At 72.6% G+C, this 13175-nt stretch carries 12 protein-coding genes and 1 pseudogene; 9 read left to right on the top strand and 4 right to left on the bottom strand.

The genetic code is table 11. The annotated features are described in order from the left end of the window. Positions 1-26: 26 nt before the first annotated feature. The 3 genes from IO36_RS25375 to IO36_RS25385 all read left to right on the top strand — a co-directional run bounded on the left by IO36_RS25375 (position 27) and on the right by IO36_RS25385 (position 2615). Entirely contained in the window at positions 27-512 is a 486-nt protein-coding gene (locus tag IO36_RS25375) for a DUF5304 domain-containing protein (protein ID WP_037623262.1), read from the top strand. Between the two features lie 54 nt (positions 513-566). Then, complete coding sequence (locus tag IO36_RS25380; protein ID WP_037623263.1) at positions 567-1520, top strand: ROK family glucokinase; 954 nt, start codon at positions 567-569, stop codon at positions 1518-1520. A 330-nt stretch (positions 1521-1850) separates the two neighbouring features. Continuing rightward, positions 1851-2615: an endonuclease/exonuclease/phosphatase family protein gene (locus tag IO36_RS25385; protein WP_037623264.1), complete on the top strand. Its 765-nt coding sequence runs from the start codon at positions 1851-1853 to the stop codon at positions 2613-2615. 149 nt (positions 2616-2764) lie between these two features. Here IO36_RS25385 and IO36_RS25390 read toward each other — a convergent pair whose 3' ends face one another. Together IO36_RS25390 and IO36_RS25395 are read right to left on the bottom strand one after the other, a co-directional pair. Then, positions 2765-3526: a hypothetical protein gene (locus tag IO36_RS25390; protein WP_037623265.1), complete on the bottom strand. Its 762-nt coding sequence runs from the start codon at positions 3524-3526 to the stop codon at positions 2765-2767. Beyond that, positions 3519-4328 carry an alpha/beta hydrolase gene (locus IO36_RS25395; RefSeq protein WP_037623266.1) on the bottom strand — a complete coding sequence of 270 codons (810 nt, stop codon included), beginning with the start codon at positions 4326-4328 and terminating at the stop codon, positions 3519-3521. The genes IO36_RS25390 and IO36_RS25395 overlap by 8 nt, the downstream gene beginning before the upstream one ends. Before the next feature lie 159 nt (positions 4329-4487). On the opposite strand from IO36_RS25395, the pseudogene IO36_RS25400 reads away from it, so the two are divergent. The 5 genes and pseudogenes from IO36_RS25400 to IO36_RS25420 form a co-directional block, all read left to right on the top strand. After that, positions 4488-5258: pseudogene (locus tag IO36_RS25400) on the top strand (lysophospholipid acyltransferase family protein); the annotation flags it as partial. Positions 5259-5541: 283 nt separating this feature from the next. Continuing rightward, entirely contained in the window at positions 5542-6771 is a 1230-nt protein-coding gene (gene macS / locus IO36_RS25405) for a MacS family sensor histidine kinase (protein WP_037623267.1), read from the top strand. 19 nt (positions 6772-6790) lie between these two features. Beyond that, entirely contained in the window at positions 6791-7492 is a 702-nt protein-coding gene (locus tag IO36_RS25410; RefSeq protein ID WP_078943431.1) for a response regulator, read from the top strand. Positions 7493-7635: 143 nt separating this feature from the next. Further along, positions 7636-8664 carry a 6-phosphofructokinase gene (locus IO36_RS25415; protein ID WP_037623268.1) on the top strand — a complete coding sequence of 343 codons (1029 nt, stop codon included), beginning with the start codon at positions 7636-7638 and terminating at the stop codon, positions 8662-8664. A 142-nt stretch (positions 8665-8806) separates the two neighbouring features. Further along, a complete protein-coding gene (locus IO36_RS25420; RefSeq protein WP_037623269.1) occupies positions 8807-9802 on the top strand; it encodes a 2-hydroxyacid dehydrogenase in 996 nt (331 codons plus the stop codon). On the opposite strand, the gene IO36_RS25425 is transcribed toward IO36_RS25420, so the two are convergent. Both IO36_RS25425 and IO36_RS49390 read right to left on the bottom strand, forming a co-directional pair. Continuing rightward, a complete protein-coding gene (locus IO36_RS25425) occupies positions 9754-11655 on the bottom strand; it encodes an anthranilate synthase family protein (RefSeq protein WP_037623270.1) in 1902 nt (633 codons plus the stop codon). The two genes, IO36_RS25420 and IO36_RS25425, sit on opposite strands and share 49 nt — an antisense overlap. A gap of 111 nt (positions 11656-11766) precedes the next feature. After that, complete coding sequence (locus IO36_RS49390) at positions 11767-11823, bottom strand: trp operon leader peptide (RefSeq protein ID WP_351867684.1); 57 nt, start codon at positions 11821-11823, stop codon at positions 11767-11769. 125 nt (positions 11824-11948) lie between these two features. Here IO36_RS49390 and IO36_RS25430 point away from each other — a divergent pair, with 125 nt between their 5' ends. Continuing rightward, positions 11949-13166, top strand: a complete 1218-nt coding sequence (locus IO36_RS25430; RefSeq protein WP_078943432.1) for a glycoside hydrolase domain-containing protein — start codon at positions 11949-11951, stop codon at positions 13164-13166. The last annotated feature ends 9 nt before the right edge of the window (positions 13167-13175 follow it).

Consider the following 13175-nt stretch of genomic DNA (forward strand, 5'->3'; position numbering starts at 1 on the left):
ACGAAAACGTAGGCAGGAGTCCCGCCATGAGCGAAGAGCGCCCACCCACCGACGCCGCTCAGGAGGAGACGGCCGACGAGGTCCGCTTCGAGGAAGCGCGCGTCACCGACGACGACGCCTGGGCGACGGCCTGCGCGGAGGACCTCGCCGAGGAGAAGGCCCGCCGCCGCGCCCAGCACGGCCCGCCGCCCGGCTCCGCCGCCGAGGAACTGCGCAAACTGATGGACGCCGTCGCCGACAAGCTCTCCGGGCTCCAGTCCCCGCTGCTCGGCGCGGTCGCCTCCGGCACGGCCCAGCAGATGGTGAACCAGGTCGTGCAGCAGGCCAAGGCCGCCGTGGAACCGGTCATCGAGCGCAATCCCGAGGTCTTCGACCACCTCGCGGCCGCGGGCTCCGAGCTGCTCGCCGCGTACCGCTCGGCCGTCGAGAACCAGGAGCGCCGCTGGACCGCTCGGGGCACGGGTTCCGGCGAAGAGGACCCGGGTCCGGGCGAACACATCGACTTGGACTAATCGCCCCTCGGGTACGGTTGGCCGTAGCGGGGCTTTACCGAAACTGAGGGATTCATGGGACTCACCATCGGCGTCGACATCGGCGGCACGAAGATCGCGGCCGGTGTGGTCGACGAGGAAGGCAACATCCTCTCGACGCACAAGGTGCCGACCCCCACCACGCCGCAGGCCATCGTGGACGCCATCGCCTCGGCCGTGGAGGGAGCGCGCGCCGGCCACGACATCGTCGGTGTCGGCATCGGTGCCGCCGGATACGTGAACCGCCAGCGCTCGACGGTGTACTTCGCGCCGAACATCGACTGGCGCAACGAACCGCTCAAGGCCGAGGTCGAGCGGCGTGTGGGCCTGCCCGTCGTCGTGGAGAACGACGCGAACGCGGCGGCCTGGGGCGAGTACAAGTTCGGCGCGGGCAAGGGCCACCGCAACGTCATCTGCATCACCCTGGGCACGGGCCTCGGCGGCGGCATCATCATCGGCAACAAGCTGCGCCGCGGTCACTTCGGGGTCGCGGCCGAGTTCGGCCACATCCGCATGGTGCCGGACGGTCTGCTGTGCGGCTGCGGCTCGCAGGGCTGCTGGGAGCAGTACGCCTCCGGACGCGCCCTCGTCCGCTACGCGAAGCAGCGCGCCAACGCCACCCCGGAGGCGGCGGAGGTCCTGCTGGGCCTCGGCGACGGCACCCCCGACGGCATCGAGGGCAAGCACATCTCCATGGCCGCCCGCCAGGGCGACCACGTGGCGGTGGACTCCTACCGCGAGCTGGCCCGCTGGGCCGGCGCGGGCCTGGCCGACCTCGCCTCCCTGTTCGACCCGTCCGCCTTCATCGTCGGCGGCGGTCTCTCGGACGAGGGCGAGCTCGTCCTCGACCCGATCCGCAAGTCGTACAAGCGCTGGCTGGTCGGCGGCAACTGGCGTCCGGTCGCGGATGTGATCGCCGCCCAGCTGGGCAACAAGGCGGGTCTCGTCGGCGCGGCGGACCTCGCCCGGGAGCCCGACCCGATCATGTAGTACCCGCACACGGCACGACAGCGCCCGCCGCCCCCGCACAGGCCGGCGGGCGCAGCCATGTTTTCCCATGCCCCGCCCCCGCACAGGCCGGCGGGCGCAGCCATGTTTTCCCACGCCCCGCCCCCGCACAGGCCGGCGGGCGCAGCCATGTTTTCCCACGCCCCGCCCCCGCCGAGGCCGGCGCACCTCCACCTGCGGATCACCCACCCAAGGGGGCGCACACCCCCACGCCCCGAGCGCCCGCAAAGACCGCGCGCCCCGCCGACTCCGGCGCACCCCATGTGGTCCTTCGGCCGGTGCGGCAGCACTCCTGCGCGTATCTTGATCGCCATGCCGACCAGCTTCTCCGCCAGTCCGCTGCCCGCGTCCCGCACCGAGTCCGACGGTTCGGCCGTCATCCGCGTGCTCAGTTACAACATCCGCTCGATGCGCGACGACACCGACGCCCTCGCCCGGGTGATCACCGCCTGCGCACCGGACCTCGTCCTGGTCCAGGAGGCGCCGCGGTTCTTCCGTTGGCGCAAGAAGCTCGCGCGCCTGGCCGCCGCCTCCGACCTGGTCATGCTCTCCGGGGGCGCCACCGCCGCCGGACCCGCGCTGCTGTGCTCCCTGCGGGCCACCGTGGAGCGCACCGAGGACGTACTGCTCCCGCTCACCCCGGGCGAGCACCGGCGCGGCTTCGCCACCGCGGTCGTCCGCTTCGGGGGAGCACGGCTCGGCGTGCTGAGCTGCCACCTCTCGCTCCGGAACGACGAGCGCCTGGAGCAGAGCGGCATGCTCCTCGACCGGGTCGCCGGTCTCGGCACCGTGCACGCCGTCGCCGGAGGCGACCTCAACGAACGCCCGACGGGACCGGCCTTCCGCCGGCTAGCGGACGCGCTCCAGGACGGCTGGGCGACCCGCCCCTGGGGCGGGGAGCACACCTGGACCTTCGACGGGCCCGACCGCCGCATCGACGCCGTCTTCGCCACGCCCGGCGTAGAGGTCCTCGGCTGCGGGGTGCCGCTCGGCCTTCCCGGGGTGAGCGAGCGGGACCTGAGGGCGGCCACGGACCATCTGCCCGTGCTGGCCGCCCTCAGAGTGCCCGCGACGTAACTGCGCAGGCCCGGACCGCCCCGGTCCGGGCCGGCCTCCGCCTGTCCCCGTCAGCCCGCGCCGGCCTCCGCCGGTCCCCGTCCCGTCAGCCCCCCCGCCGGTCCCCGTCACGTCAGCCGAGCCGGCCTCCGCCGGTTCGGGCCGGACGGTCAGACCACCGCGCCGCTGCCCGGGTCCCGGTCGTCCTCGTCGTCGTCCTTCATACGCGTCACCAGCGTGGCGAAGCCGCCGAGGAAGCCGCCGATGCCCAGGGTGGTGAGCCACCAGGTCATGTCCCAGCCGAGCAGCACGGCCAGCAGCAGCAGGGCGGGGCCGCCGAGCACGCCGAGCCAGGCGAACTTCGCGGTCGTGTCCGCGTCGGGCAGCGGAGGCGGCTCCGGCGGAACGAAGTGGCCCTCGTCGTCCTCGTCGAAGTCGTCCTCGGACGGCTCGGACACGCGGTAGTCCCGCGGGCCGCCGACACCGGGCGCGAAGCGGACGGAGCTGCCGAGCGGCTTGGCGGCGGAGGGCAGGTCTCCGGAGGAGGCATCCGGCTCGGACCCGGCGTCCGGAGCCGGGGTGTCACCGTCCTCGCCGTCCCCGGTGCTCCCGGTCCCCGAGCCGGTGTCCTCCCCGGGCTCGGGCAGGGCCAGGTCCTCGATGGGCCGGAACGGCCGCGAACCCGGCGGGTCCGGCGGCTCCTCCCCGTAGCCCTCGATGATCGACTTCCAGGCGGCCTCCTCGTCGAAGGGCACGCCCTGCGCGTCACCGGCCGGCCCCCCGAGGGCGTCACCGCTCGACTCCTTGGGCTGCTCCCCGGCGGACTCGGTGAGCGCGTCGCCGAGTCCCTCGCCGCGCGCGCCGTCGAGCGGCTCGCCGACGGGTACGCCCTTCTCCTCGGATTCGCCGCGGTCGGCGTCGTGCTCAGCCACCGGCTGCCGTCCCTTCCTTGCGTCCCGCCCGACCGGCGTCGGCCTCCGTGCCGGCACCGGGCGCGAGCCGGGTGACGAAGGAGTGGCTCTCCTCGAAGATCCGGTCCGCGTCGTGGTCCAACGTCGCGACGTGGTAGCTCTGTTCCAGCACGATCTCCGTGACGTCCGTGGAGGACACCCGGCCGAGGATGCGGGCCGAGTCGGCGGGGGAGACCACGTGGTCCTGCAGGCTGTGCAGCAGCAGGAGCGGCTGGGTGACCTGCGGCAGGTCCGCGTCCACGACCGCGCACAGCCGGCGCATCGAATGCGCGGCGTGCAGCGGCACCCGGTCGTACCCCAGCTCCTCGGAACCCTCCTTCGCGATGTCGCTCGCGATGCCCTTCACGGAGGGAACGAGGTGACGGAGCACGGGCAGGGCGTGCGCGGACAGTCCCTGCACCTTGTTGAGCGGATTGACGAGGACGACGCCGCTGATCCCGTCCCCGTGCCGGGCCGCGAGCCGCAGGGCCAGCGCGCCCCCCATCGAGAGCCCCATCACGAACACCCGCGAGCAGCGCGCGCGCAGGGAGCGCAGCTCGCGGTCGACCTCCGCGTACCAGTCCTGCCAGCCGGTGACCTGCATGTCCTGCCAGCGCGTGCCGTGTCCCGGCAGCAGCGGCAGGGACACGGTCAGACCGCGCTCGGCGAGGTACTCCGCCCACGGGCGCAGCGACTGCGGTGAGCCCGTGAAACCGTGGCAGAGGAGGACGCCGACCTCTCCGCCCTCGTGGCGGAACGGCTCGGCTCCAGGAAGGACCGGCACCTCGGTCTCCTGTTCATGAGTTGGGCGGAAAACGACTCCGGATGTGCTTCACCGTACGCGACCGTACTGACACCGACCAGGGTCGTCGGGTCCTTTGACGGTGCTCCGGGTTAAGGTCTGATCTACGACACAGGAGGCACGCGGGTGATCTACGGCGCAATGAAGTTTTCCATCGGAGGGCCGCTGAAGCTCGCCTTCAGACCCTGGGTGGAAGGCCTCGAGAACATCCCCGCCGAGGGCCCGGCCATTCTGGCGAGCAATCACCTCTCGTTCTCGGACTCGTTCTTCCTCCCGGCGGTCCTCGAACGCAAGGTGACCTTCATCGCGAAGGCGGAGTACTTCACCACCCCGGGCATCAAGGGCCGGATGACGGCGGCCTTCTTCAAGGGGGTCGGCCAGCTCCCGGTGGACCGCTCCGGCGGGCGCGGCGCGGGCGAGGCGGCCATCAAGAGCGGCATCGACGTGATCGAGCGCGGTGAGCTGTTCGGCATCTATCCCGAGGGCACGCGTTCGCCCGACGGCCGTCTCTACCGCGGCAAGCCCGGCGGTCTCGCGCGCGTGGCCCTCGCCACCGGCGCGCCCGTCATCCCGGTCGCGATGATCGACACGGAGAAGATCCAGCCGCCCGGCAAGCTGATGCCCAAGCTGATGCGTCCGGGCATCCGCATCGGTGAGCCGCTGGACTTCAGCCGCTACAGCGGCATGGAGCACGACCGGTTCGTGCTCCGCGCGGTGACCGACGAGGTCATGTACGAGATCATGAAGCTGTCCGGCCAGGAGTACGTCGACATGTACGCGACGGCCGCCAAGCGGCAGATCGCGGAGGCGGCGAAGGCCGAGAAGGACGCCGAGAAGGCGGCGAAGGCGGCGCTCGCCCAGGCGGAGAAGCAGGCGGCCAGGGAACAGGCCGAGGAGCAGGCGTCCGACAGGACGGCTTCCGACAAGGCCGCCTCCGAGGTCCGGGCTTCCGAGGAGCAGGCGTCCGACAAGACGGCTTCCGACAAGGCCGCCTCCGAGGCCGAGGCCCCCGAGGAGCAGGCCCCGGAGGCGAAGGACCCCGAAAAGCAGGCCCCCGAGGGCCGGTCCGGGGAACAGGCCGGTCCGGCGGCCGGTTAGCGGTTGGGGGGCGGAGGGGACAGCCGGACGGGCCGAGAGGCAACGTTCCGGCTCCCCGGAGCGTCCGTAGGGACGTCGGCGGCACGGGGTGGGGGGCATGGCCAAGCGCGAGAGAGTCATGAGGATGTCGGTCGAGCAGCCGCTGTGGCGTGCGCTGACCGGGTACCGGGTGCTGACGGTGCTGTACGCGATCGGCCTGTTCGCCACCACGTACGGCAAGTTCGCCCGCCCGTGGGTGGCCGTCGCGTTCTTCGCGTTCTTGCTCGTCTGGACGCTGGCCACGCTCCCGAAGGTCGCGGGCGCGGCCGCCTGCACCAAGAGGTTCCTCGCCGCCGACCTCACCGTCGCGCTGACCGGCATCCTGCTCACCCGCGTCGCCGACTCCGCCGCGCGCATCGACGCCGGCGGTCCGACCCTGCCCTCGATCTGGACGGCCGGTGCCGTCCTGGCCTTCGCGATCAAGGGCGGCTGGCGGTGGGCGGCCTTCGCCTCCACGCTCGTCGCCGTGGCCAACCTCGTCGAGCGCGGCGCCCCGACCCGGGACACCGTGCACAACGTGATCCTCGTCTGGGTCGCCTCCATCGCCATCGGCTACGTCGTCGAGGTGGCCCGCGCCTCCGAGCGCACCCTCGCCCGCGCCCTGGAGATCGAGGCCGCCACCCGGGAACGCGAGCGCCTCGCCCGGGACATCCACGACGGAGTGCTCCAGGTCCTCGCCATGGTGCAGCGGCGGGGCAGCGCGCTCGGCGGCGAGGCGGCGGAGCTCGGCCGGATGGCCGGGGAGCAGGAGGCCGCGCTGCGCACGCTGGTGTCCGGCGGTCTGGTCCCCGTCTCCCGGGTGTCGGAGGACGCGGCGCTCGGCGCGCTGGTGCGCGCAGTCGACGAACCCGACGACGAGGACGCCGGCCCCCTCGACCTGCGCGCCCTGCTCGCCCCGTACGCCACGGCCCGGGTGAGCCTCTCCGAGCCCGGGGCGCCGGTGCCGCTGGACGCGCCCGCCGCCCGGGAGCTGGCCGCGGCCGTGGGCGCGGCCCTGGACAATGTCCGCGTGCACGTCGGCGCGGACGCACGCGCCTGGATCCTGGTCGAGGACGAACCCGACGCCGTGATCGTGACGGTCCGCGACGACGGCCCCGGCATCCCCGAGGGACGGCTCGCCCAGGCCGAGGGCGAGGGCCGGCTCGGCGTGGCCCTCTCGATCCGCGGCAGGCTGCGCGACCTGGGCGGCACGGCGGAACTGGTCTCGGTGCCCGGGCAGGGCACCGAGGTCGAGCTGAAGGTACCGAAGGGCGCGAAAGGCGCGCGGGGGAAGGCGGAGAGACGATGACGAAGGCGGCGGCAGGGCGATGACGGGCGGGAACGCGGCGCAGCCGCGGACGGGGGAGAGCCCCATCAAGGTCATGGTCGTGGACGACCACCCCATGTGGCGGGACGCCGTGGCCCGTGACCTGGAGGCCGCCGGGTTCGACGTGGTCGCGACCGCGGGCGACGGCGAACAGGCCGTGCGCCGGGCGCCGGCGGCGGCACCCGACGTCCTCGTCCTCGACCTGAACCTGCCGGCCAAGCCCGGTGTCCAGGTCTGCAAGGAACTGGTCGGCGCCCACCCGGCCCTGCGCGTCCTGGTGCTGTCGGCCAGTGGCGAGCACGCCGACGTGCTGGAGGCGGTGAAGTCGGGCGCGACCGGCTACCTGCTGAAGTCGGCCTCCGCGGAGGAGCTGACCGACGCGGTGCGCCGGACGGCCGCGGGAGACCCGGTGTTCACCCCGGGCCTCGCGGGCCTGGTGCTCGGCGAGTACCGCCGGCTGGCCTCGGAACCCGTCCCCGCGACGGGCGCCGACGAGCCGAGGGCCCCGCAGCTGACCGACCGTGAGACGGAGGTGCTGCGCCTGGTGGCCAAGGGTCTGAGCTACAAGCAGATCGCCGAACGTCTGGTCATCTCGCACCGCACCGTCCAGAACCATGTGCAGAACACCCTGGGCAAGCTCCAGTTGCACAACCGCGTCGAGCTGGTCCGTTACGCCATAGAGCGGGGTCTGGACGAGGCGTGACCCGCGCGGATGCCGTCCTTCGGGTGATCGGTACCGGTCAACTCTCCGATATTTCACCGGAACAGCCCGTACGCGCCATGCCGAAGTGACCTGGATCACTATTAGCGTGAGTCCGACAGCCAACCGTGGCGAAGGGACTTTCCATGCGGGTCGGAGTACTGACCGGAGGCGGCGACTGCCCCGGGCTCAACGCCGTCATCCGGGGCATCGTCCGCAAGGGCGTGCAGGAGTACGGCTATGACTTCGTCGGGTACCGGGACGGCTGGCGGGGGCCGCTCGAGGGCGACACCGTCCGGCTCGACATCCCCGCCGTGCGCGGGATCCTGCCGCGCGGCGGCACGATCCTCGGATCCTCGCGCACCAACCCCCTCAAGCAGGAGAACGGCATCCGCCGGATCAAGGACAACCTCGCCAAGCAGGAGGTCGGGGCGCTCATCGCGATCGGCGGCGAGGACACCCTGGGCGTGGCCGCGCGGCTCGGCGACGAGTACGGCATCAACGTCGTCGGCGTGCCGAAGACCATCGACAACGACCTGTCCGCCACCGACTACACCTTCGGCTTCGACACGGCGGTCAACATCGCGACCGAGGCCATCGACCGTCTCCACACCACCGCCGAATCGCACATGCGCGTCCTCGTCTGCGAGGTGATGGGCCGCCACGCGGGCTGGATCGCCCTCCACTCGGGCCTGGCCGGCGGCGCGAACGTCGTCCTCATCCCCGAGCAGCGCTTCGACGTCGACCAGGTCTGCGCCTGGGTGACCTCGCGCTTCAAGGCGTCGTACGCGCCGATCGTCGTCGTCGCCGAGGGCGCCATGCCCAAGGACGGCGACATGGTCCTCAAGGACGGCAGCCTGGACTCCTTCGGTCACGTCCGGCTCTCCGGGGTCGGCGAGTGGCTGGCCAAGGAGATCGAGCGGCGTACCGGCAAGGAGGCCCGCACCACGGTGCTCGGGCACGTCCAGCGCGGCGGGTCGCCCAGCGCCTTCGACCGCTGGCTCGCCACCCGCTTCGGGCTGCACGCCATCGAGGCCGTCCGTGAGGGCGACTTCGGCAAGATGGTGGCGCTGCGCGGCACCGACATCGTCCGCGTGCCCATCGCGGAGGCCACCGCCAGGCTGAAGACGGTGGACCCCGCCCTGTACGCGGAGGCCGGCGTCTTCTTCGGCTGATCGCCGGGACCGGCGGCCTTCGGCGGGCAGCACTCAGCCGGTGGCCGGGACGCGCGCCGGCCGCGTGCGTCCCGGCCGCGTCGCGGCGGCCCGTGGGTACGGGCCGTAATATTCGGCCCGTACCCGAGCACGGGAGAGACCGGTGGAGATTCTGGCGTTCGGCGTCCAGGCCGACGAGAAGCCCCTGATCGAGAAGGCCTTCGAGGGACGTCACGAGGTCCGCTGCCTGGACGTCTTCCTCACCGAGGACACCGCCCCCATCGCCTCCGGCTACGAGCTGGTGTCCACCAGCGTCAACTGCGCCCTGGGGAACCGGGTGCTGCAGACCCTGGCGGCCGGCGGCACCCAGCTCGTCGCCCAGCGCTCCACCGGGTTCAACAACATCGACCTGGAGGTCGCCGAGCGCCTCGGCATGACCGTCGCCCGGGTCTCGTCCTACTCGCCGTACTCGGTCGCCGAGTTCGCCTGGACCCTCGGCATGGCCGTCAACCGCCGGATCGTGCGCGCCGCCAACCGCACCCGCGACTTCGACTTCCGCCTCGAAGGGCTGATGGGCCGGGACATGCACGGCCGCACCGCGGGTGTCGTCGGCACCGGGAAGATCGGCGAGGCCTTCACCCGCATCGCCCACGGCTTCGGCATGAAGCTGCTCGGCTGGGACGTCGCCGAGAACCCGGCGTGCGTCGCGCTAGGCATGGAGTACGTCTCCAAGGAGCATCTGCTCGCCGAGTCCGACCTCGTCACCCTGCACGTCCCGCTGATGCCGGAGACCCAGCACCTCATCGACGCCGAGGCGCTGCGGCTGATGAAGGACGACGCGATCCTGGTGAACTCCAGCCGCGGCGGCCTCCTCGACAGCCGGGCCCTCGTCGCCGCGTTGCGCGAGGGCCGCTTCACCGGCGTCGGCCTCGACGTGTACGAGGCGGAGGCCGGGCTCTTCTTCCTAGACAAGTCCCTGGAGACCGTCGAGGACGACACCCTTGCCCGTCTGGTCACCTTCCCGAACGTCCTGGTCACCTCCCACCAGGCGTACTACACCCGGGAGGCCGTCGGCCAGATCGTCGACGCCACCGCCGCCAACGTCCTCGACTACACCGAGGGCCGCCGCTCGCAGAACGTGCTCGTGCCCCGCAGCTGACCCGTCAGCTCCCGCACCACGTCCGCCCCGTTCAGCGTCAGCACCGACTCCGGGTGGAACTGGACGCCCGCGAACCCGGGACCGCGCAGCGCGTGCACCTCCCCGTTCGCGGCCCGGCTGACCTCGACGCCGTGCGCGGACAGCTCCGCCAGCGCCTCGTCGTCGCAGGCCGCCACGAAGCTGTTGTAGAAGCCGACGGTCTCGGGCCGCCCGAAGAGGTCGATACGGGTCTGCGCGCCCTGGTACGGCACGTCCTTGCGCACGATCTCCAGGCCCAGCTCGGCCGCGATCAGCTCGTGCCCGAGGCAGACGCCGAGGACGCCGTGCCGGTGCTCCCGGAGCACCTCCGCGGTCAGGGCGCGCAGGAAACGCATCTTGGGGTCCGCCGCGTCCGAGGGATCGCCGGGACCGGGGCCGAGGACGACGGGACCCTCGTGCGCGCGGACCGCCTCGCGCAGCCCCGGCTCGTCGTAGCGGCGTACCGTCACCTCCAGGCCACAGGAGCGCAGCACGTGCGCGAGCATCGCGGTGAAGGTGTCCTCGGCGTCCACGACCAGCGCGTGTCCGGTGAGTTCCCGGGACCGCTCCTGCATCCGCAGCCAGAACGGCGCGAGCGAGGCACGCCGCCCGTCCAGCGACGCCCGCACCCGGGGATCGTCGCCGAGCCCCGGCCGGGCGCGGTCCGGACGCGGCCGGCCGGGCCGCACCCCCAGCGCCGCCAGCACCCCGGCCGCCTTGGCGTGCGTCTCGGCGACCTCGCCCGCCGGGTCCGAGCCCCGCACCAGGGTGGCGCCGACGGGCACCCGCAGCCGGCCGTCCGCGTCGATGTCGGCGGTGCGGATGAGGATGGGGGAGTCGAGGGTCTGTGCCCCCGGCCCGCCGTCCGGCCCCTCCTCCGACTGCCGCCCGACGAGCGCCAGCGCGCCCGCGTAGTAGCCGCGCCCGCCGACCTCGTGACGCTCGATGACCCGGCAGGCGTTCTGCACCGGGGAGCCGGTGACGGTCGCCGCGAACATGGTCTCCCGCAGCACGTCGCGCACGTCCAGCGAGGAACGGCCCCGCAACTCGTACTCGGTGTGCGCGAGATGGGCCATCTCCTTGAGCCGCGGCCCGATCACCACCCCGCCCATGTCACCGACCGTGCACATCATCTTGAGCTCCTCGTCGACGACCATCGAGAGCTCCTCGATCTCCTTGCCGTCGGCGAGGAACGCGAGCAGGTCCTCGGGCGTCGGCCCGCCGGCCGGGTAGCGGTACGTCCCGCTGATCGGGTTCATCACGACCGTCCCGGCGGACATCCGCACATGCACCTCGGGGCTCGCCCCGACCAGGGTTCGCTCCCCGGTGTGCACGACGAACGTCCAGTACGCGCCCCGCTCGCCGACCAGCAGCCGCCGGAACAGCGCCAGCGCGTCGGCCCGTCCGAACCCCGGGATCCGGCCCTCGTACGTCCGCCGGATCACGAAGTTGGCGCCCTCGCCGCGTCCGATCTCCTCGCGCAGCACCCGCTCGACGATCCCGGAGTACTCCTCGTCGCCGACGTCGAAGCCGCCCCCCTCGACCCGGACGTCGTGGGCCGGCAGCTCCTCCAGCGCCCGGGCGAGCGGCACTTCGACGCGTTCCTCGGGGACGAGCACCGTCAGCGGGGTGCCGTCGTCGCGGACGTCGAAGCCGCGTTCGCGGATCTGCCGGAACGGGATCAGGGCGAGGGCCTCGTCGGGGATGTCGGCGAGGCTTTCCACCTCGCGCACCGGGCCCCGCAGCACCTCGACCACGTCGTGGTCGCGGCCCGGGGTGCGGCGGCGCAGCAGGGCGAAGGGAAGGGGATCGTCCAGCAGGTCGAGCAGGTTCATCGGGTGCGGTCCTTCTCTCGAAGCGTGCAGTTCGGAGAGGAACGACCCGGGTCCGCAAACACCGAAGGCCGCCCCTCGGGCGGCCTTCGCGAAGTTTTCGTCTACGCGCAGTCAGCGGGCCGCCGGATGAGCGGTCCACCACCAGTTCTGGTTCGAGTGCGCGAACATGCGCCGCACCTTACCCGACGGTGAGGGGCGCGCAACAGCGTGAAACGGTCCCGCGGGGCGTTCCGACGGTCCGGTCACCGGCCATGGATGGCCAGACAGACCGAACGCACCGAGAAACGAGAACCATGCACGCAGTCCGTTCGTCCCAGCCCCGCCGGACCGGCGCCCGCGCCCTGACCGTGCTCGTCGCGGCGGCCGCCCTCGCCGCCGGGCCGCTCGTCCCCGCGAGCTCCGCCCCGCGCCAGAGCGGCTCCGAGGACCAGACCCAGGTCTCCTACCGCGGCTACATCTTCACCGTGCCCGACTCCTGGCGGATCGTGGACCTGAAGAAGCACCCCGACACCTGTGTCCGCTTCGACCGTCACGCCGTCTACCTCGGCACACCGGGCAACGACCAGAACTGCCCGGCCCGGGCCAGCGGCCGTACCGAGGCGCTGCTCGTCCAGCCCGCCCCCGTGGCCCCCCGCGCCGTCACCGAGAACCCGACGGCCCGCACCTACCGGGCCACCGCCGACCGCATCGCCGTCACCGCCGCCTACGGGTACGACCGGGCGCGGATCCAGGCGGTCCTGCGCAGCGCCGGACTCCCGGTGGCCTCCGCCCGCCGGGAGGGCGACGCGGACGCGGCCGCGGTGACCGCGCTGCCCGCCGACGCGACCTCCTTCCGCGGCGAGGGCTTCGACGCCTGCACCGCCCCGAGCCAGTCGGCGATGGACGCCTGGCGCGACGACTCCCCGTACGGGGCCATCGGGGTCTACATCGGCGGCATCAACCGCGCCTGCGCCCAGCAGCACCTGACCGCCGGCTGGGTGCGCACCCAGTACACGCGAGGCTGGCGCTTCTTCCCGCTGTACGTCGGCCGGCAGCCGTCCTCCGACGGCGGCAGCTGCGGCGGCGGCTGCTCGGCGATCACCAGCCCGGTCTCGCAGGGCACCGCAGGCGCCGACGACGCCGTCAAGCAGGCGGCCGCGCTGGGCTTCGGCAAGGGCTCGGTGCTCTATCTCGACCTTGAGCACTACGAGCCCGGAGGCAAGGTCACCGACTCGGTGCTCTCCTACCTCCAGGCGTACACCGCGCGCCTGCACGCGCTCGGCTACCGCTCCGGCGCGTACGGCAACACCTCGTCCCTGGTGTCCGACCTGATCGCCAACAAGAGCCGGGTCACCCTGCCCGACGTGATCCACTTCGCCCGCTGGAACGGGGTGTCGAGCACGTCCGACTCCTCGATCCCCACGTCCCTGTGGTCCAAGCACCAGCGCGTCCACCAGTACGTGGGCGACACCACCGAGACCCACGGCGGGGTGCGGATCTCCATCGACCGCGACCGTCTGGACGTCGACTAGCAACCGGCC

This window comes from Streptomyces aureus (assembly GCF_000725495.1).
Classification (GTDB): Bacteria; Actinomycetota; Actinomycetes; order Streptomycetales; family Streptomycetaceae; genus Streptomyces; species Streptomyces aureus_B.

Excerpts from the sequence above, each read along its gene's own strand:
- IO36_RS25430 (WP_078943432.1), top strand. The coding sequence starts at position 11,949 with ATGCACGCAGTCCGTTCGTCCCAGCCCCGCCGGACCGGCGCCCGCGCC.
- macS (WP_037623267.1), top strand. The coding sequence starts at position 5,542 with ATGGCCAAGCGCGAGAGAGTCATGAGGATGTCGGTCGAGCAGCCGCTG.
- IO36_RS25385 (WP_037623264.1), top strand. The coding sequence starts at position 1,851 with ATGCCGACCAGCTTCTCCGCCAGTCCGCTGCCCGCGTCCCGCACCGAG.
- IO36_RS25425 (WP_037623270.1), bottom strand. The coding sequence starts at position 11,655 with ATGAACCTGCTCGACCTGCTGGACGATCCCCTTCCCTTCGCCCTGCTG.
- IO36_RS25410 (WP_078943431.1), top strand. The coding sequence starts at position 6,791 with ATGACGGGCGGGAACGCGGCGCAGCCGCGGACGGGGGAGAGCCCCATC.
- IO36_RS25380 (WP_037623263.1), top strand. The coding sequence starts at position 567 with ATGGGACTCACCATCGGCGTCGACATCGGCGGCACGAAGATCGCGGCC.
- IO36_RS25375 (WP_037623262.1), top strand. The coding sequence starts at position 27 with ATGAGCGAAGAGCGCCCACCCACCGACGCCGCTCAGGAGGAGACGGCC.
- IO36_RS25415 (WP_037623268.1), top strand. The coding sequence starts at position 7,636 with ATGCGGGTCGGAGTACTGACCGGAGGCGGCGACTGCCCCGGGCTCAAC.